15 protein-coding genes are annotated in these 19654 nt (G+C 51.9%); 2 read left to right on the top strand and 13 right to left on the bottom strand.

All coding sequences use genetic code 11. The features are described from left to right. Positions 1-382: 382 nt before the first annotated feature. The 5 genes from RC85_RS13235 to RC85_RS13215 form a co-directional block, all read right to left on the bottom strand. A complete protein-coding gene (locus RC85_RS13235; protein WP_157593926.1) occupies positions 383-2053 on the bottom strand; it encodes a COG1470 family protein in 1671 nt (556 codons plus the stop codon). 87 nt (positions 2054-2140) lie between these two features. After that, entirely contained in the window at positions 2141-3556 is a 1416-nt protein-coding gene (locus tag RC85_RS13230) for a type II secretion system protein GspD (RefSeq protein ID WP_235033378.1), read from the bottom strand. Positions 3557-3716: 160 nt separating this feature from the next. Beyond that, positions 3717-4157, bottom strand: coding sequence for a hypothetical protein (locus RC85_RS13225; protein ID WP_157593925.1), 441 nt, complete (start codon positions 4155-4157; stop codon positions 3717-3719). Between the two features lie 240 nt (positions 4158-4397). Then, positions 4398-4913, bottom strand: a complete 516-nt coding sequence (locus RC85_RS13220; RefSeq protein WP_200836783.1) for a hypothetical protein — start codon at positions 4911-4913, stop codon at positions 4398-4400. A gap of 672 nt (positions 4914-5585) precedes the next feature. Further along, a complete protein-coding gene (locus tag RC85_RS13215; protein WP_162273208.1) occupies positions 5586-6269 on the bottom strand; it encodes a LuxR C-terminal-related transcriptional regulator in 684 nt (227 codons plus the stop codon). A gap of 323 nt (positions 6270-6592) precedes the next feature. Here RC85_RS13215 and RC85_RS13205 point away from each other — a divergent pair, with 323 nt between their 5' ends. Next, a complete protein-coding gene (locus RC85_RS13205) occupies positions 6593-7411 on the top strand; it encodes a TrmH family RNA methyltransferase (protein WP_068263451.1) in 819 nt (272 codons plus the stop codon). A 103-nt stretch (positions 7412-7514) separates the two neighbouring features. Here RC85_RS13205 and RC85_RS13200 read toward each other — a convergent pair whose 3' ends face one another. Further along, a complete protein-coding gene (locus RC85_RS13200) occupies positions 7515-9188 on the bottom strand; it encodes a sigma-70 family RNA polymerase sigma factor (RefSeq protein WP_068263491.1) in 1674 nt (557 codons plus the stop codon). 350 nt (positions 9189-9538) lie between these two features. Between RC85_RS13200 and RC85_RS13195 the strand changes: the two genes are divergently transcribed. Then, entirely contained in the window at positions 9539-12262 is a 2724-nt protein-coding gene (locus tag RC85_RS13195; RefSeq protein WP_068263444.1) for a [protein-PII] uridylyltransferase family protein, read from the top strand. Between the two features lie 214 nt (positions 12263-12476). Here RC85_RS13195 and RC85_RS13190 read toward each other — a convergent pair whose 3' ends face one another. The 7 genes from RC85_RS13190 to RC85_RS13160 form a co-directional block, all read right to left on the bottom strand. Further along, a complete protein-coding gene (locus tag RC85_RS13190; protein WP_068263442.1) occupies positions 12477-13490 on the bottom strand; it encodes a PIN/TRAM domain-containing protein in 1014 nt (337 codons plus the stop codon). A 166-nt stretch (positions 13491-13656) separates the two neighbouring features. Beyond that, the gene (locus RC85_RS13185; RefSeq protein WP_068263440.1) at positions 13657-14037 is read right to left on the bottom strand and encodes a cytochrome C oxidase subunit IV family protein; all 381 of its coding nucleotides are present in this window, start codon (positions 14035-14037) and stop codon (positions 13657-13659) included. Beyond that, positions 14037-15278, bottom strand: coding sequence for a cytochrome c oxidase subunit 3 (locus RC85_RS13180; RefSeq protein WP_068263436.1), 1242 nt, complete (start codon positions 15276-15278; stop codon positions 14037-14039). Before RC85_RS13180 ends, RC85_RS13185 begins: the two co-directional genes overlap by 1 nt. 99 nt (positions 15279-15377) lie before the next feature. Then, complete coding sequence (locus RC85_RS13175; RefSeq protein WP_068263435.1) at positions 15378-17111, bottom strand: cytochrome c oxidase subunit I; 1734 nt, start codon at positions 17109-17111, stop codon at positions 15378-15380. Between the two features lie 62 nt (positions 17112-17173). Continuing rightward, a complete protein-coding gene (locus tag RC85_RS13170) occupies positions 17174-18295 on the bottom strand; it encodes a cytochrome c oxidase subunit II (RefSeq protein ID WP_068263433.1) in 1122 nt (373 codons plus the stop codon). A 42-nt stretch (positions 18296-18337) separates the two neighbouring features. Further along, positions 18338-19285, bottom strand: coding sequence for an SCO family protein (locus RC85_RS13165; protein ID WP_068263423.1), 948 nt, complete (start codon positions 19283-19285; stop codon positions 18338-18340). Next, positions 19272-19601: a hypothetical protein gene (locus tag RC85_RS13160; RefSeq protein WP_068263420.1), complete on the bottom strand. Its 330-nt coding sequence runs from the start codon at positions 19599-19601 to the stop codon at positions 19272-19274. Before RC85_RS13160 ends, RC85_RS13165 begins: the two co-directional genes overlap by 14 nt. Between the last annotated feature and the right edge of the window lie 53 nt (positions 19602-19654).

Below are 19654 nucleotides of genomic sequence, written 5' to 3'. Positions count from 1 at the left end.
AAATTGACCAGCAAATACCGCTTCCCAAGAATTTTCAATTTGCAATGTTCATTTTGCAATTTGCAATGTTCGACTGGTTCGCGAATAACATCACCCACCGCATTTTCATCAGCCCAGGCATCGCCCCGCGCGTCTGGGTCAGCACGACGCGCGGGGCGATGCCCACGCGGCTAAACGAACTAACGCGTGTTTCCGGGACCAGAACTCTTCGCGGCGCTCGGGTGAAATGGTTTCCCTTCATGCCTGGCAAAGAAACTGAATTGGCGTCGCCTCAATGCAAGTTTCTTCAACGCGTTCGTGTTGGCCGACACAAATGCAGTGCCAAATGCATCGCCGTCAAACAGACGCTCAAAACGACTCACCAACACTCGCGATCGCTGATTCAGTTCAAAAGGAGCTGTTGGCCAAGATCGACGACCAAGGTTTGATCAAACGGTTCGGCACCTTCGGTCGTTTCGACGTGAAGTTTCAACTGATACTTGCCAGCGGGTAGCGGTTTGCGTGGCTGGAATGCCAATTCACGAGTCTCGCCGGGACGCAGCCATCGTCCGTAGCCATCCGCCAATTCGATCGCTTGTTCCTTGCCGCTGGCAACTTGCAGTTGACCGTGAATCGGTACATAGCCGTGCCCGTTGTTGGTGACCGACAATCGGAACGATGTCATATCGCCTTCGACCAACGATTGCAGTTCGCCCATTTCGATGCTCTCTGCTGGTCGCCCGCCAACCACCAAAGCTAACGGCAACTCTTTGATCAATGTTGCCCCTTGTTCGGAATCCGAAATCGATAGCCGGACGGTGCCGAACTTGGTGGTTTCGCTTTTACTGCGAGTAGAAACCGAAGCTCGAATCGTCTTCGTTCGACCTGGCTTGACTTCAAATTCAGACGAAGACAAACGAATGCCTTCGATTGGCTGTCCGTCCAAATCGATCAATTCAGCTTTGACCATTTTTTGCTTTTCAGAATTGTTACTGAATCGCAGGTTACAAGATCGCTTCGCCGAATCGGAATCGCCGACTTCGATCTGTGCTGGCCCGACTGACAATTCTTGGTCCAGGTAAGCATGGCTGACTTCGAGCGCCGGAAAATCACCGCCGGCAACGGAAACGGGATACGTTTGCTCGGCCATCGCGCGACGTCCGTTGGTGACTTCCACCTTGAACGTTTGATTGCCGGGGAACAGTGTTTCTTCGACCGGTGCAGAGACTCGCACTTTGCTGTGCGGCATAATTCGGACGATGTATTTCTTTTCGTCGTTAAGGCTTGAACGCGAAGACATGCTCAACCGAAAAGGCCTTGGCCTGGATGAGCTTGCCGATTCAACACTGCCGCGAACATTGCACTCAAACGCAAACTCGGTTGGATTAACCAAGACAGCTTCGGCAACAGGCATCCCGGCTTGGCTGTCGATCAATCCGCTCTCGAATGCCAGTTGGTTCATTTGCGATAGATCTTTCACACCAGTTTCGATGTCGATTCGCAGAACATATTGAGTCACAAAACGCACTGCCGCGCCGATGCGTTGCCCGTTGTTGTCGGTGTTGTCATCGGCGGATCGCTGGCCGTTGTCACGCACCAGAACGCCGAACGATAAGTAGTTCGACTTGGCCAGCGGTACGGTGACTTCGCCTTCGATGAACGTCGTTTCACCGGGAGCCAATTTGAATTCGGTGGGTGATGTGAATTTGATTTCGTCAGGTGCTTCGCCAGTGGCGTCATGCAGGATGATGCCCGACATTTCTTGCCTCAGTTTGACCGGCAAGACGGACACGTTCATCGCCTTGCCCGTCGAGCGAATTTCAAAACGGAATGGAATCGTTGTTCCCCGCCGAGCAGCAAAACGATGCACGATCGGTTCGATGTGAAAGGATGGTTCGACGGTTTGCGTCAGCGTGACTCGCTGCTGACCATCGCCAAGCTCTTCGACTTTGCCAGCAGTTTCAGCAAGCGCCGGCGATGCGCTGCTGAACGTCAGTGTGACAACAAACAAACCTAGAACGAAACCAAGAAAACTCGGTTTGCGGGTGGGGCAGATCAAGTACATAGCAATCATCAAACGCTGGCAAGCCAGTGTTTTTTAAAGAAGGTGGGGCAAAGTGGGTGGGCTGACACCGAACGGGCAACTGATGGGAACCAGTTGCTAGTGAGTCGGTGTCACTATCTTGGGGGAGATAAAGATGACAACTTCGGCATCGCGTGTTTGCCGCTGTGTCGTCTCGAAAAGATAGCCCATCAGAGGAATGTTGCTGAGTCCCGGAACACGATTGACCCGATCAATCGTTTCTCTTTGAACCAGTCCTCCGATTACGATGGTTTTTCCGTCTTTGACGTGTACCGTCGTCGAAACCGATCTGCGATTGATGATTGGGAAAGGGTTAACGGCCAATTCTGCATTGGCGTTGCGGACATCCTCACTGACTTCGGCCTTTTCAATATCGATCGTCACGATATCGCCGCGAATCCTTGGCGTGATATCCAACGTGATTCCTGATTCAACGGTTTGAATGTCTTGCTGAAAAAAGAAGGCACTGTTGTCCGCATTGTTGCCGGTGTTCTGCTGCTGAGTGCTAAAGAATGTCTCGCGATTGATTGCGATGTTCGCCTGTTGATTGTCCTGCGCCATCACGTGCGGGGTCGCTCGAATCGTTAGATACCCGTGCTCGGAAAGCAATTTCACGAATGTCGATGTGCTGGCGAAGTCATCGAAAATGGCATTCGCTCCGGCACCGCTGTAGGTTGAATTAAGCGCTAGTCCAGTCGCCCCCAGTTTCAAGGCGTTGGCTCCGTTGAGTTCGACTGCGTGTTGCCAATCCAAGCCGAACTGAAATCCAGTGTCGGGGGACACGACGCAGATAATGGCTTCCAAAATGACCTGGGGAACCGGTTGGTCGATCGCGGCAAAACGATCAACGATCTGTTGGGCGATCTGATGAGGTGCTTCGATAATGATTAGGTTCGATGTCTTAATTTCCTGAACAAATGGTTTGGTCGCATTGCTGACGGTTTCCAACAACACCGATGTGTCCAAGTGACGTGGCCGGTACTCTTGACGTTCAGAAATGTAGGCAAACAGCGGGGATTCAGGATCCGCTGGGGCAACGTAGTGCTGGTCTCCGCGTTGAGAGTAGTGATATCCAAGCGGCATCAACACTTTTTTGATCGCGCGATCCAAAGGCATGTTTTCCAGCCTTGCGTTGACGACCCCGCTCACTTTTTCGTCCACGATCAAATCGATGCCAAAGTCTTCGGCAATGATGGTCAGGACTTCGCGAATATCGGTTTCGATAAACTCTTCGCTAAACAGTCGGGCATCCGAATCGTCGGCGTCGGAGAGATGAAAGTAGGCGTCTTCCGATGGAGTCATTGCCATCGTTGGCTCAGGCGTATCTTCGTAGACCACGCTGCCATCGACAATGAACTCTTCGTTGATTCCAGCAGCCCCAAATCCAGCAGTCCCAGCATGCTGGTTCATGTGTGCCGAGTCAAAACCAAACTTAGATTCCGCATCTTCAATTTTCAAATCGCGAAGCGAACTGCCCAACGATTCTTGAATCAATTGGTCAACCGTCGGACGGTCCGGCAGCGGCCTGGAAACGCAACCGCAGATGGATACGCACACCCATACCAAGCACACGATCAATCGATGATCGTGGCGTCGGTGTTTGCCTTGAAAAAGGCTTCGTTGCGGCATCCCTGCTGCGGTCAATTCAAATCCTTTAATTCGCGGTCACCGTCATCACGACGGTGGTGCAGTGACGCCCGGCGTGGGCGTTGTTGGCATCAATACCAACTTGCAGTTGCACCTGAGCACGCCCATTGCCGCTGACCCCGACAGCAATGGTGGCTTGTTCGTCATCATTTGAAATGTTTGTTCGGTCGGCAATTGCCTGCGGTGAAACAACGATCTGTCCCAATTGCCGCGATACCGTTGCCGATAGCATCGCGTTATTTTTGATACGTGAATCATCGACGTGAACGAACGGAGTTGCAGCGAAATGCAGCATCACCTGCCGCTGGTTCACTCGAACGTTGCAAGTCGCCGATGCAATGGAATGATCGGATTTTCCATTGTGTTGATCCGGCACCATGTTGACCCGAACGCCGCGGTCACTGAGACGAATGCTATCTGCCAAAGCATCCACGGTGCAAAGAGACACGCCCGCAGTGCAGAGCAAAAAAGCAGCGCAAAGCAAAAAACTTGCACTGCTAAATGGCAGAACAAATTGGCGAGCGATCGAATGAAGACGGGAATGAATCAAGTGGAAACAGTGGGTGTCGTTGGAAGTCGTGTTAAACGCAGCTACCGCCGCGGTCCTTTTGGATCGCAGCGGCGGCTGATTTTCGTTGGCTCTGAAAGAGCCTTTTTCAGTGGGGAGTGTTCATCCGAGGATTAGCACTTAGTTGGCGGTCACGGTACCGGTCACGGTTGTTTCGTAGTCACCCGCTGGGAACGTTCCGAAGCCGTCGGTGATGAAGCTAACGGACAAGTCCATCGTGGCACGACCGAAGCCGTTGCTGCTGACTTGAACCGTTGCAACGCCATCGTTGTTGGTGTAGTCGGTTTGGTCATTCACTTGAGTCACGTTCCAGTTAGCGGCTCCAACGGATGAATTAACAGCGAGGGCAAGGCCTGCGTCGCGTTTGGCAGTCGAGTCAACGGTGTGCGTGAATGCGGTGGCGGTCGAAAACGATGCGGTAACACCGGAGAGCGAGTTGCCTTTGACGACCCAAGGTTGGACTGGGAAAATTTGGTCGTTTTCACTTTCATCGTGAGTCAAGTTCGCGTTGACAGGTGCAGTAATGGAAATTGCACTTGGAACGGTCACGGTGAACTTTTGAGTGTCAGTGGTAGCAGCGTTCACGTTGACAGTCGTAGCAACAAGCAAAGCGGCGATGGCAAATCTAATCTTCATAGTAGTGATCCTTTGTCTAAGCTCGATTGGGGACAACGCAGAGACTGCGACGAACTTAGGATGTTAGTGGGGTGTAGGTCAACGCAGTCCGACACGGAAAACGTTGGTCTGATCGGCAAATACTTCGAGCGGCTTCGCTGTGAAACAACGTGTTTCATACGGTGAGCTTCACGTCAGTCGTTTGCGTCTCAGGAACGAAAGAACACTATGTCGGGAAAGTGGCTTAGCAAACGATTCGCAAAAGAAACCATGCTTGTCCTGACAAATGAGCATTCCGGTGTAAGGCTTTTCCAAGAAGTCGATCAAACTGAAGTCAGGGAAGGCTCGTTTTGAGCATGTGAAATCCCCGACACGCGGTTGCAAGTCAAGCTGATCGGCTGGGGCCCAAAGTAGGCCGTAGCGAGTAAAGCGAGTTACGGCAGGTGTTCAAGTTCCGTAACTCGCTCCACTTGCCACGCCCTACAAAAACGTCTGCCGATTAGCGTGCCTGCACCCAACGCCGTGAAGGGTTTCTAGATTGTTTAACCGCGTGGGCATCGCCCCGCGCGTTCGGGCCAGCGCAACGCGCGGGGCGATGCCCGCGCGGTTAAACGAACTCATCCGTGTTTTCCGGGACCAAATCTCTTCACGGCGTTGGCCTGAACCCCCGACAAGCTGGTCAGACAATCATGGCTAGCAATGACTAAGCTGCTCCTCTTTCAAGGCTTCGATTGACGCAGCAAATTTGAACAAGGCGAGACGATCCTTCAGTCCGTGCTTCTTCATGATTCGCGATCGATACGTTTCCACGGTCTTCACACTTAGAAACAATTTCTCTGCCGCTTGTTTGTTGGTCATCCCCTCAGAAATCAGAGATAGCACTTCGCGTTCACGGGCTGACAAATCGATACTGCTTTCAGTGATTGTCGAAGCAAAACTAGGAATCTGATCGCACTTAATTTTCGGAGCGGGAGTCGCTGCATGCGAGTGGCTGATAAAGATCCGCCCCTTCGCGATGCAACGAATGGCGACCACGATTTCTTCCAGCGAGCTGTGGTGGGTCAGATAGCCCGACGCACCTGCTTGCGGCATTTGGATAGCGACGTCTACTTGGTTTTCTTCCGCCAAAACCAAGATCTTCGTGTTTTGCTGCGGATTGGTCGCAACCAAACGCTGAAAGACCTGCTGAACCGGCCCTTCCACGGATGACATTTCGACAATCACGACATCGGGACAATGGTGCTGAGCCAGTTCGATCGCCGATTCTTGACTGGCAGTCTCACCAACGACTTGCAAGTCGTCATGTTGGCAACAAATAGATTTGATTCCAGCGCGAATGATTTCGCGCTGATCCCAAAGGAGGATTCGGGTGGGCATGTTGGGGCGAGGTGGGGCGTGGGGCGTGATCGTCCTGCCCGACGATCGATTGTTGTGGGGATGCGTGAAACTCGATCGACCGATCATCAATTTGATCGGGCATCAGTGCCCCTGATTCGGGTTCATGCAATAGAACTGTTACCGCTGAAAGAAGTTTTGACGAGTCAATGCCGCGATGGGATGAAAGTCCGGGCGTAAAAAAGATCCTGACAGGCAAATTTGAACGGTCGTCCGGTTTGTAGGGCTGTTTCATCAGCAAAGAAAAACTGACAATGGATCATTCACCTTCAAAAGATGCACACACCCGACAAAAACGGTCTCCTATGGCGATTGAGTTTACGGAAGCTTGCGACATTCGCCTTGATCCCTACCGCGATGTTAAAGAGAAATCGATTTCGCCCGAATCGCAGCGTCAGTTCATCGTTGAGGGCAAGTACTGCGTTGATCGACTCGCAAAGAGCGGCATTTCCGTCCATTCGGTCGTTGTCCGCGAAGGACTGCAAGACGAGGTTGCAGACTGGTTTTCGCAATCGCCGCTTAACACTGAAATAGATATCTATGTGCTTTCGACAGCCGAGATCCGCAAACTGGTGGGCTTCGATTTTCACCGCGGAGTCATTGCCTGCGGTATTGGCCAGACTGAAAACACGACGGACGAATTGTTGACGTTGCCCACGAAACCGAAGATCGTCTTAGCCGCTTTAGGTATCGGCGATCGAGACAACTTGGGCAGCATCATTCGCACGGCGACGGCGATGGGGGTTCATCATTTGATCCGCGATCGCGCGTGCGTCGATCCGCTTGCTCGCCGAGTGATTCGAACCAGTATGGCGACGGTGTTTTCGCAAACAATCTACTTGGCGGATGACGCGAATCGGGATCTAAAAACCTTGGTTGATCAAGGAGGTTTTCGAACGATTGCAACAACGCTTTCAAACGAAGCAACGCCAATTGACCAGCTTCGGCCCGACCATCGGCCCATCATTCTGATGATGGGCAATGAATCGACCGGACTGAGCAAAGAACTGCAAGAAACGGCAAGCGACCGGGTCACCATTCCCATGAATGTGGCCGCTGATAGTTTGAATGTATCGGTCGCCACCGCGATATTTCTCTACGAGCTAACGCGAGTTCGATCGTAGTGTTGCACAACCGATCGATCAGAGCTTCATTCATCAAAAAGCCGCCGGCAGATTTGCATCTGCCGGCGGCTATGATCGTTTTTCAAAATTCAGCAATGGCGAATCAGATCGCTTCGCTACTTTCCAGGAACGTGATTTCCGCTCCATCCAAGAAGCTTACCAACGACGCGGCCCGGTAAGGTTGCTGAAGTTTTCGCACTGCTTTGCTCTCGATTTGGCGAACACGTTCTCGAGTCACTTGGAAGATTCGACCGACTTCTTCCAAGGTGTAGGTGTAGCCATCAGCAAGGCCATATCGCAGGCGAAGGATTTCGCGTTCGCGATAATTCAGTGTCTCCATTGCCGTGTCGATTTGAGACTTCAATGCTTCACGGTTCGTTTCTAGCAACGGATCAATCGTGCGATGATCTTCCAGGAATTCACCAAAAACGCTCTCTTCGTGATCACCGATCGGCTGATCCAACGATAGCGGTTGTCGGCTCATTTTCAGGATCACGCGAGTGTCGTCGAGGGACAATCCGCTACGTTCGCAGACTTCTTCGGGAGTGGGTTCGCGCCCTTTTTCCTGAACCAAATCGCGAGTGATCTGGCGGATTTTGTTCATCGTGTCGATCATGTGAACTGGCACACGAATGGTTCGACTTTGATCAGCAATCGCACGTGTGATCGCTTGGCGAATCCACCAAGTCGCATAGGTGCTGAACTTATAGCCGCGTGCATGCTCGAACTTATCAACCGCTCGCATCAACCCCGTGTTGCCTTCTTGGATCAGATCCAAGAATGAAAGACCACGGTTGCGATACTTTTTGGCGATCGAGACAACTAACCGCAGATTACCTGCTGAAAGAACTCGTTTCGCAGCGTCGTAGTCTTCGCGGTAAGCATCACAGCGACACACTCGGCGACCAACGGTTGATTGCGTTTCGTAAGTTAAACGCATCAGGTAACGCAGTTCGCTTCGCAGTTCAGCCTCGGTCGGCATGCCAGGAATTTCTGGTTTGTCGGTTTCGTTTAGGGATGCCTTAATCGCTTGCATGCGATCGCTTGCTTGACGCAATTTTTCAAAGAGCGGTTGCAGTTTGTTGGTCCGAAGATTCATTTCTTCGATCAACCGGACAGCCTTGTTGCGCCGAATCACCAAGTTCTTCCAAGCGGCGCGACGTTGTCGCATCGGGACTTTCTTGTTGATCGACGTCAAGTAATCTGCTTTGTTGAGCGACAGCAAGTGCTGAAGCGTTCGGACGTTGGGAACGATCCGTTTCATGATCGCTTTCTTTTCGACCGCGTTGGTGACGCTGACTTCGATGGTTCGGTCGAGTCGAAGTTTTTTGTCACGAACCTGTTCCAGCAACTTCAGTGCACCTTGCAGCATAAAGTCGGTTGCCAACATGGTTTTGCGATAGCGTTCGCGAGTTCGCTCGATTTGCTTGGCCGCGGAGACTTCTTGATCGCGGGTCAGCAGCGGGATTTGGCCCATCTGCATCAAGTACATTCGGACTGGATCCTCGGTGGGATCAGCACCGGGCTCGTCGCGTCGGCGGGGCTGTTCGTCATCGCCAGCGGCGTCGTCGATCGAATCAGCGAATTGCTGACCCATCACGCGACTCCGCCTGTTGACGGATTCCTCCGCATCGAAGGCATCATCTCGTAACGATCGTTGTTTAGACTTCTTTCCCACAAGCGGCTCCTCAAAACCAATGTCAATTCGGTCGGTTAGGTTCGGAAGAGACCAAGCAGGAGTGGTGCCACCATTCCATGTGGGCATTGCGTAAATCATGGCAAACTGTTGTGTACGAAGAGGTTGCGTGAAAAGAGACCGAGAACGAACCCCACGGTGTTTCGCGAATTTGTTGCGAAACACCCACCGTGCGTTGCGAATTCACAACCCTCCGATGATGCGATAAAGCAACACAAAGAGCCCAAAAACGCTCCGATGCTGTCCTTCCTAAACAAGTGGTTCGTTGAATCACGCTTGCCGGGGAAAGCCAGATCGGCTCAGTAACCAAGGTTAGGTTACGGTTGACGACTACACTTAGCTGCGATTGGTATTTACACTGGTTTTTACTGGTTGGCCTGATTGGTCCACACTCCTGGCCTAGTGCTTGGTTCCCTCTGCTTGATTGCTTCATGGACGCTGCGACCCCTTCTGAATTAGTCTCGGTTGATCAAGTGCTTTCTGATCTTTGGAAGGCCGATGACCTTGTCCAGGCCGCTGCAGTGATTCGCCGACACTTCGGAAACGAATCCGAGCGAATCGCCCACCGCGAGTTCAGCGATGAGCTTTCGCCAGATCAGGCCAGTCGCGAATTGAGCCATGCGGCGGACACGCTGGTTGAAGCGGCGCGGCGGTTTACGCTAGATCGGCTGGCAGAAAAACGAGGCATGCCGATGCGAGCCGATGGAACGCATCCAGAGATGACGGTCATCGGGCTGCGAACGCTAGGCGGCAAAGAGCTGAGCTACAACTCGCCGCTTCGTTTAATCTTCCTGTTCGACGCCATTGATCCTCGCAATGTTTGGCACCGTGATTTTTACGAGACGCTGGTCCGAGACATGATCGCGCTGCTCGATAGCGCGCCGAATCAATCGAACAGCATCCATATTGACCTGCGTGGGGGACCGAAGCACGAAGTGGGCGTTTCGATCTGTAGCGTCCGCGAAGCAGCAAAAATTTACGAGACAAGCGGACAAGTGTCGCAGCGGATGGAATTTATTAAAGCGCGTGTGGTCGCCGGATCTGCGTCAGTTGGCAAAGCGTTTTTAGATCGATTACAGCCATGGATTTATCGCCAATTCAACGGTGTTGCCGAACTAGCCGAAATGGCGGCGATCCAACACAAACTACATCGACGAGCCGATCAGGAACTTGCCGTCGTCAATGATTTCGTTACCGACCCAGGCGGCATGGACGATGTTCGCTGCATCATTGAGTGCTTGCAGGTTCTGTACGGAGGCCATTTGCCCAGCGTGCGGCAAGCCAATCTGTTTGATGCGATCGTAATGCTGCAACGCGAAAAATGCTTAACTGAAAACGAAGCGTCCGAATTGTCGCAGCGTTACGCGCGGCTAACGCGGCTTCGACATCAGATTGCGGTTACCTTCGGAGGTCTTGGTGGAAAGATCCCAACCGATACGCAATCGAAACAACAGTTGGCGTGGGAATTGGGCATCCGAAATGCTGATGGTGACATTGGTGATGTCGAACGATTCGAGAAAATGCTCTCGAAGACACTCGCCGATAACCGATCGTTGATCGCTCAGTTGATGCAAGAGGATCGGATTGACCCAAGCGAGCCCGATGACGAAATCGAATTATTGCTCGACCCAAATCCCGACCCAACCGCATTGCAAAACATGATGCGTCGCTATGTGATGGAAAACCCTCAGGCAGCGATCGAACAGATTCGTTCCCTCAGTATCGAAACGGTTCCGTTTCTTTCTCATCAGCGATGCCGTCACTCCTTTGCTTCCCTTGCGCCCCATTTGTTGGGTGAAATTTCTCAAACACCCAGCCCCGACGAAACGCTGCAAATGCTGGTCAAGGTTACCGATTCGTTGGGTGCAAAAGCTACGTTATGGGACTTGCTTCTATCATCCAAAGCGACTCTCAGTTTGATGGTTCGACTTTGTGCAGCCAGTCCGTACCTAGCATCGATCTTGATCGAAAACCCCGGCATGATCGACGAATTAGTCGATTCCCTTTTGATGAATCAATTGCCCTCGGCTGATCGGTTGGACGCACACAGCATCGAGCTTTGCCGCGGTGCCAGCGAAATCGACCGCGTGTTACGAGAGTTTAAAAACAGCGCTGACCTGACAATCGGCGTACGTGACATGCTTGGCAAAGAAACGATCGAATCAACCCGAGCAGCACTCAGCGATACTGCCGAAGCCTGTCTGCGGCGAGCACTGGAATACGAACAGGAATTAGTCGCCCAGCAATTTGGCGATCCCATGACGGATGCAAAGTCGCCGGGCGAAATGATGCCCGCGGAAATGGTGATGGTTGCATGTGGCAAGCTCGGTGGACGCGAACCAGATTACCGCAGCGACCTCGATGTGATGATGCTCTACAGCGGCGATGGTGAAACAAAACGACGCGTTGGCGGCCGACGCCACACCACCACCAACGACCTGTTCTTTGATCAAGTCGCAAACCAGATCATGCACCGATTTAACGATGTTGAAAAGGCAAACAGACTTTATGACCTGACTTCATTGTTGAGCGAGACCGGGGAAAGGAAGATCGCCGTCAGCACGTTCGATAGCTTCCTAACAGCTTTCCAAAATGGTGACGCGTCCTTGGAACATTGGTTGGATCTTTGCAAAATGCGAGTGATCAGCGGGTCGAGTCGCAGCCGCCGTGCCTACCAACAGGCCATCGACGACACGCTCGCATCCTTCCAATGGGATCCGTCAATGATCGATGAGATCCATCGGTTGCGAAGCCGAGTCCAGGAAGAAGCTTCGCCAAGCAATCTAAAACGAGGCGAGGGAGGCACGCTGGACACTCAATGGATTGCACACTTTTTGTTGTTAAAACACGTGGCGGAAAACCCACTTCTTATCCGCCAGAGCACGACCGAGTGTATTCAGAAGCTGGAAAAAGCTCGCCTGCTGTCACAGCAGGATGCATCAACTCTCGTACGCAATTACCGGATCCTAAGTCGCACGAATGCGAATCTTAGGCTGATGAAAGCCGATGGACGTCACGAATTGCCGGAAGATGATCGGCAAATGAAAAACCTGGCCTACTTGATGGGCCAACCTAATGCCGAATCGGTACGGCAAATGTGCGACGCCGCTAGAAAAAGTAATCGCACCTTGTTTAATCGATTGGTCACCGAGTAACGATGACATAGAGTCGCCTTTCGCTCAGCGTGTAGGCCGTAGCGAGCCATAGCGAGTTACGGCAATTCGCGCAACGCCGTAACTCGCTATGGCTCGCTACGGCCTACTTTCTGGTTCCCAGACGCACCCTGGCCTGATGAAAATCATTGCATGGCAGCGAATTGGGCAAGCTGCACCATAGCAGCGAAAGGCGACCTTAGATCACGCTCGATCCTTAGCGACTTTCAACCTTTGCAAAGATCATCTTGCCGGCGTTGGTCTGCAGCGTGCTGGTGACTCGCACGTCCAGTTCTTGTCCGATCTTGTTGCGAGCGCCTTCGATGACCACCATCGTGCCGTCATCCAAATAGCCGATGCCTTGTTCGGCACCTTCGCCAGCTTTGATGACCTTGGTTCGGAAAATTTCATCAGGCAGATAGACGGGGCGTAACGAGTTACTAATTTCGTTCAAGTTGATCACAGGAACATTGTGCAACTTGGCGACCTTGTTCAAGTTGAAGTCGCCCGTGACTACTTTCCCTTCCAGATGCTTCGCTAACAGGACCAGTTTTAGATCGACTGTCTGACCGGCCAATTCGGGTAGCTCGCGATCAAAAATCACCAAATCGACGTTGTCGTCCGCTCGCATACGATTCAGAACGTCCAGGCCACGACGGCCGCGAGTGCGACGTAACTTGTCACTGCTATCGGCAATGTTCTGCAATTCGCTAAGAGCGAACCGTGGCATGATTAGCTGGTTGTCAAAAACACCAGTTCCCACAACATCAGCGATACGGCCGTCAATCACGACGCTGGTATCCAAAATCAAAGGCTTGAAACCTTTAACTTCGCGTACAAATTCGACATACGGAATCAGAAACCTGAAATCGTCTTTTGTTTGCAAAAGCACACTGGTACAGAAATAACACAACACCAACGCGATGATCATCTGCACCGCCCGACCATTGAATGACTGGGCAATTAGCGGCGCTAATGCGATCGACAACACATAGGTCAGCAGCACGCCAATCAGCACGCCGAAGTAGACCGCTGAAATCGTGTCAATCCGCTTGCGAGGAGCGTAAATATCAGCCACGACCACAGCAAACGCTAGCGCCATGATGCCACCAAAGATGAGGTACGGCACCAACGGACTCTGAGTAGACCCTTCCGTGAACGATGCGTTGATGATCGCTGAAACGCCACCAGCGCATAACAGAAAAACGCAGCGAAGAATAATCAGTGCCATCGAATCAATAACCTCGGTCCAATGCCAAGGCCTTGATTGGGGCACCCGGCGGTAAATGCAAAGACATCTAAAAGATGCCTTGTAACCGCCCAATAGTCTAATTCAGAAATCAGAATTTCCGTAAGGGGAGCGGAAAGAAATCCCCATCAAACGGAAACGCTATGCCCTAATTGGACTCGGCAACCATCGGCACAACCTCGTCAATCTTTGGCTCGAACGAATCCGAAGTCATATCGCTATCACCGAGTGTGAAGATTACGAAAAGACCAACAAAAATGAACGATCCAACAAATACAGCAATGTTGAATGGCTTATCCCAGGCCAAGTGCATAAAGAACAAGGCGACCAAGGTTGCCTTGAGCGTCGCAATTGCCATCACAACTAACACGTCGTAACTGCCAAGATCAAAACTGGCCTGGGCAACCGTAACAACTGTCAAAATTACGAGAGCAAAGAACACCGAAAGCAGCATGGAAACTGGCATTGGGTGCGCAAAGTCGTGACCGTCGCCGCCGTGGCCGTCGGATGAATGTGCGTGGTCAGACATTATCGAATCAAGTAGAGCAGAGGGAACAAGTAAATCCAAATCAAGTCAACCAAGTGCCAATACAACCCCACATAATCAACGGGGCCAAAGTACCGGCTATTGAAATCTTGGCGAACGCTTCGAATCAACAACCAAACCAGGACTGCGATGCCCCCAAGGATGTGAATCGCGTGAACACCGGTCATGCAGTAGTAGATACTGAAGAATTTACCGGCCTGACGCTGTGTCAAAACATTTGCCGAAGCTTCCGAGATTCCACCTTCAAAGTTGGTGTCATCACCGCGAACGACTGCTCCGCTGGCGACGGAAGCCTGAGCTTGTCGTGCCGCGACATCACTCATCAAACCGGTATTGGTTGAATCCGTCGCAAGTCGCTCAAGGACGCTCGTTTCCGACGCGTCGTCATTCAGCGCCGGTGCAGCTACTTTGCCATCATCGATGACACTCGGGACCGCATCGGAATGGGCAACACCTTCGCCGTGGTGACCGGCGACATCGTGAGCCGCACCGTGGCCTTCTTCGCTGCCGCTTTCGAGGATTACCCCAAGTCCGACACCGCCAAAGAAGCTCAAGCAGACGATCGTCAACGGCATCGCACAGGCAGTTTGAAACTTGTTGCCTTTCACGATGGACAAAATCAACCAAGCAACCACACCCAGCAATACAATCAGAAACGGAGCACACAGAAAGTACAGACTGTTGTGCAAGAAGAACGCGGTACCGCTGGTGAAGCCGAGTGTCTCTAGCTGATCAGTGGTCGGATGAGGATTCGCGGGGTCGTAGAAAAAGGTTCCGGCAGGAAGCAATCCCATGCCCCATTTATGTGAATACTCAATCGCTTTCACGCCCAAGAAAACCATGGAACAGGAAAGCGTTGCCGCAAGCATTCCGGTCAACTTCTTGTGTTCGCCAGTTTGCGAACAGCGAACGGCCCAAGCCATGGTCAGCGAACTGAACAACAACACGCCGGTGTTGATCGCACCCAACTTGGTATTCAAGAATTCGCTTGAACCCACAAACACGTCAGGCCGCAAATTGCGGAAGATCGCGTACGCGACAAACATCCCGCTAAAGAACAGCACTTCCGTCACCAAAAACAACCAAATCCCAAGCTTACCGCTATCGAATTGTTGCTCCGGCGTATCAAAGTGGTGGGCCAAAAAGGCCGGATGGTCGTGATCATGACCATGTTCGCCGTGCGACGCATCGTCGGAAACTGGATCAGCTTGAGCCGTGGACATTGACGAACAAAACTTGATGGGTGTGAATTGGGAAAAGCCAGCAGTGTGCTGGCCTTAAAGGTTACAAAGTTTAACGGATTCTGCGAACCACAGTTCGGCCTAGTGAGCCGGTTGGATCGCAGGTTTTTCCTCAGGCACCGTTTCGCGTTCTGGCTCAACCGTAACGTATCGCTCGTTTTCGCTGTCCCATTCGATTTTGCTGAAGTCGTAGGGGTCGCCGACGACCGGAGCACGCTCGAAATTGTAAAACGGTGGCGGGCTGGTGCATTGCCATTCCAAGGTTGCTGCACCCCACGGATTAGCCGGTGCGTCTTTGCCACGGAATAGTGAGTGCAATAGCACGACCAAGGCAGTCAAAAGACCGATTCCCAACAACATTGCACCGTAGGTACTCATTTGGTGCAAGTACGCAAACTCGGGATCGTAGGTGGCATAACGACGCGGCATACCGCGGCTGCCAAGAACGAACTGAGGCAGGAAGGTCAGGTTGAAACCGATGAAGATAATCAACGACGACAAACGACCGCCTGCTTCGCTGTACATCTTCCCAAACATCTTGGGCCACCAGTGGAAAACACCACCAAGGAAAGCCACCAGCGTTCCACCGACCATCACATAGTGAAAGTGAGCGACCACAAAGTAGGTGTCGTGCAGGTGCATGTCGGTCGCAAGCGTACCGAGGTGCAAACCAGTCAAACCACCAATCGTAAACAGGAAGATAAACGCCAAAGCAAAGCACATCGGCGTCGTCAAGCTGATCGATCCTTTGTACATCGTCGCCAGCCAATTAAATACCTTGATCGCTGACGGCACCGAGACCGTGAACGTCAACGCACTGAAGATAATCGTCGTCATCGGGCTCATGCCCGCGGTGAACATGTGGTGTCCCCAAACCAGGAAGCCCAACAACGCAATCGCGATCGACGAGTACGCAATGAAGCGGTAACCGAAAATCCGTTTGTGCGAGTGGACCGCGATCAAATCACTGATGATCCCGAAAGCCGGCAAAATCATGATGTATACGGCTGGGTGGCTGTAGAACCAGAAAAAGTGCTGGTACGTGACCGGGTCGCCGTTGAATTCAGGATCGAAAATCCCGATGTGTAATGTTCGTTCTGCGATCAGAAGCAACAACGTGATACCCAGAACTGGCGTGGCCAAAACCTGGATTATGCTGGTTGCGTAGGTTGCCCACAAAAACAATGGCATGCGGAACCAGGTCATCCCCGGCGGACGCATCGTGTTGATCGTGACAATGAAATTCAGTCCCGTAAAAATCGAACTGAACCCAAGAATGAACGCGCCCATCGTCGCCGCGATCACCGACGTATCAGTCGTCGTACTGTAAGGCGTGTAGAAGGTCCAACCCGTATCGAGCCCGGTGCCGAACAGTGCCGCAACGAAGAAGATTGCTCCAGCACACCACAGATAGAAACTGGCCAAGTTCAGCCTTGGAAACGCAACGTCTTTGGCTCCCAACATGACTGGAACCAAAAAGTTACCCAGTGCCGCAGGAATACTCGGGATGATGAACAAGAACACCATCACCGCACCGTGCAACGTGAACAACTGGTTGTACATGTTGTTGGCGTTCGCACCCTTGAACAGCTTGCCGTCCGGCTCCATCAGGTGATAGCGAATCAACAGAGCCAGGATGCCTGCGAACAGGAACGCCAGCGAGACGCCGACCAAGTACATTACTCCGATCCGCTTGTGATCGAGCGTGAACATCCAACTGAGAATTCCCTTGGAATTCGTCAGGTAGTTTTCTTGCTTGGTGGGGAACCCAGGGTCTTTGACGACGCTGCCGGGGGGAATTGAACCTGATGACATAATTTCTACCTCTGATACGCGTAATTGCCGCGAAATTGACTTCGTTGTTGTTTCGTTTCTCTCTACTCTTCCGTCTTCGCAGCTTCTTCTGCTCCGCCTGCTGCGTTGGATGAGATTGATTTCATCCATTCGACGATCGAGTAGATATCGTCGTCACTCAATTGACCTTTGTAACTAGGCATCACAGGCTGGTAGCCAGCAACGACCTTGGCTTTGGGATACAAAATCGATTCACGAATATAGTTTTCATCCGCAAGGAACGATTCACCGGTAACCATCGCTTCTTGGCGACCGTATAGGTTTTGGAAAGACGGCCCCACCATCTTCGTGCCGTCGATGCTATGGCAGCTCTTGCAACCGCGGCGATCGTAAAGCAATGCACCGTATTCCGCAGGCGTCGTCCCGTCGGGCCGAGCACTGTACTTCTTGATCCAAGCGTTCAAATCTTCCAGCGTTTCGTGGACGACGACGACGGTTTGCATTTCAGAGTGATTGGTGCCGCAGTACTCGGTGCAATACAGGTCGTAAAAACGGTATCCATCAGGAGTAAATTGTCGTTCGTCGAAATTCCATTCCTCGCCCAAGTCCTTTGTCTCTTTGAGCGCCTTGGCGAGCTCTTCATCGGAAACCTTTTCGCTTGCAACGGTGGGCTTGAACCACATGTAGTTGTAACGGCCAGGAACAATGTCCTTCTTGGCTCGGAACGCCGGAATGTACAAACTGTGAATCACATCGCTTGACCGCATCGATAACTTGACGGGTTCATCCTTCAAAATATGCAATTCGGGATGGTACACACCACCGCCGTAATCGACCGTCCAACCCCACTTGAAAGCCTGAATCCCGATCTCGTTGGCACCATCGGGAACCGATCGCTGATCCAAGTAAGCCTTGGCACCCAAGACGAACATCCCAACCAAAACGAACGAAGGCAAAATCGACCAAGCCAATTCCAGCGGCGTGTTGTGCGAGACATCACTTTCGGCCTTGCCGCCTTTGGGCTTCCCGTACTTAAACGAAAACCAAACCAGGCAGCCCGCAATCGGAACGAAGAACAGCACGCTTGTCCACGTAATGAACATGAACAACCAGTCATTGTCCTGAGCAAACGTAGACGCTTTCTCAGGGAAGAATGCGTAGTCTTCGGTTAGGTCACCAAGCAAGTTCATGGCGTTAGCAAACATAGGTCTTTGACTTTTTAAGCAGTCGTAAAAATGGTTTCTAAATTATGTTTCGTCGTCAACCGCGACATCTCGATTGGGCATCGCTCTACGCCCAATCCAATACGGTGCCAAGCACGCCAGCATTAAACCGACAGTTACCGCTCCACCTAACCGCATCATCTTCCAGGCCTGGGCAGTGTAGCTGTTGCTATCAGGATCAAAACTAAAACACCACATAATGATCTGATCGACTGGCGAGCCTACGGTTCCATCGCCAGATTCAATCAACGCCTTGCGAAGATCCCTGGGTTCAAACGAAAGAGCAAGCGAATATCGAGTGATCACGCCTTTGGGTGAAACGAAGGCCAGCATTGCGGGGTGATAGTACTCACCAGCTTTCGCGTTGTACGTGTATCGGAATCCTAAAACGTCGGCAATCTTTGTGATGATCGGTTGCTGAGCGGTGCAAAAGGTCCACCCGTCGGCCGCACCTGGATGCGTGCTCGCCAATTGCTCGACGTAATTAGCTTTTGTCTCGCGAATCTTTTCAGTCGTTTCTTTGGGGTCGATGCTGATCGTCAGAATCTGAAAGTCTTCTCCGATCTGCAAATCCAACTCTTTCAGTGACTTGCACAACTGGTTTAGCTGCACGTTGCAAAGCATCGGACAATCGCTGTAGTTCAGCGATATGATTGTCGGCTTTTTTCCGTCGATGAAGTAGCCGGTCTTGACCTTCCTTCCAAAGGAATCGGTCAACGGCAGGTTGAACGGGACAACGTCGCCAAGCTTCTGCTCAACCGTGACGTTTTCGACTTCTTTCGGCACACCGTCGTTCAGCGTGACATCGGCCCCAGTCCGCATCGAGTCCCGAGCATCGGCGGGACAAGACAAGACGACCAAGGCGACAACACAGCACCCAAACAACCGAACAGGCATATCGATCCAAGCAGCTCTCGCGATGCGAAAGCCGGCAAGCGAAGCCTGGCGGTAATGGGAACTAAGTTTTGTCACTATCAGTATTTTTCGAGTCGTTGTTTTTTGAAGCTTCTTTATTCTCTTTCACCATCAATTCGATGGCCTGATCAATCGGAATCACAACGTTGCCCGTGTCGGGATTGACGCCGTAGTTCGAAATCTCAGCCGTCTGCTCGCTCAAGATTGCTTGTTGCCGTCGGTAATCACTTTCCGCCGCTGTTTCAGCTTGCTGAGTGGTCAGCATGGCGTAGTACAGTACCTGAACCGCTAAAGCAGTCACCGCGAGAACAAAGATTGATAAAAATCCGACGACAAAGATGCGTTTGACGTCCAGATCGTCGTAGGCTGCCATGGCACGTATTCTGTTCGATTGTAGGCAAAAAGGGGAGTAAAACTTCAAAACTG

The organism is Rubripirellula obstinata (genome assembly GCF_001642955.1).
Taxonomy (GTDB): domain Bacteria; phylum Planctomycetota; class Planctomycetia; order Pirellulales; family Pirellulaceae; genus Rubripirellula; species Rubripirellula obstinata.
The sequence above is the reverse complement of the archived record's forward strand: the minus strand, read 5'-3'. Positions and strand labels throughout refer to the sequence as shown.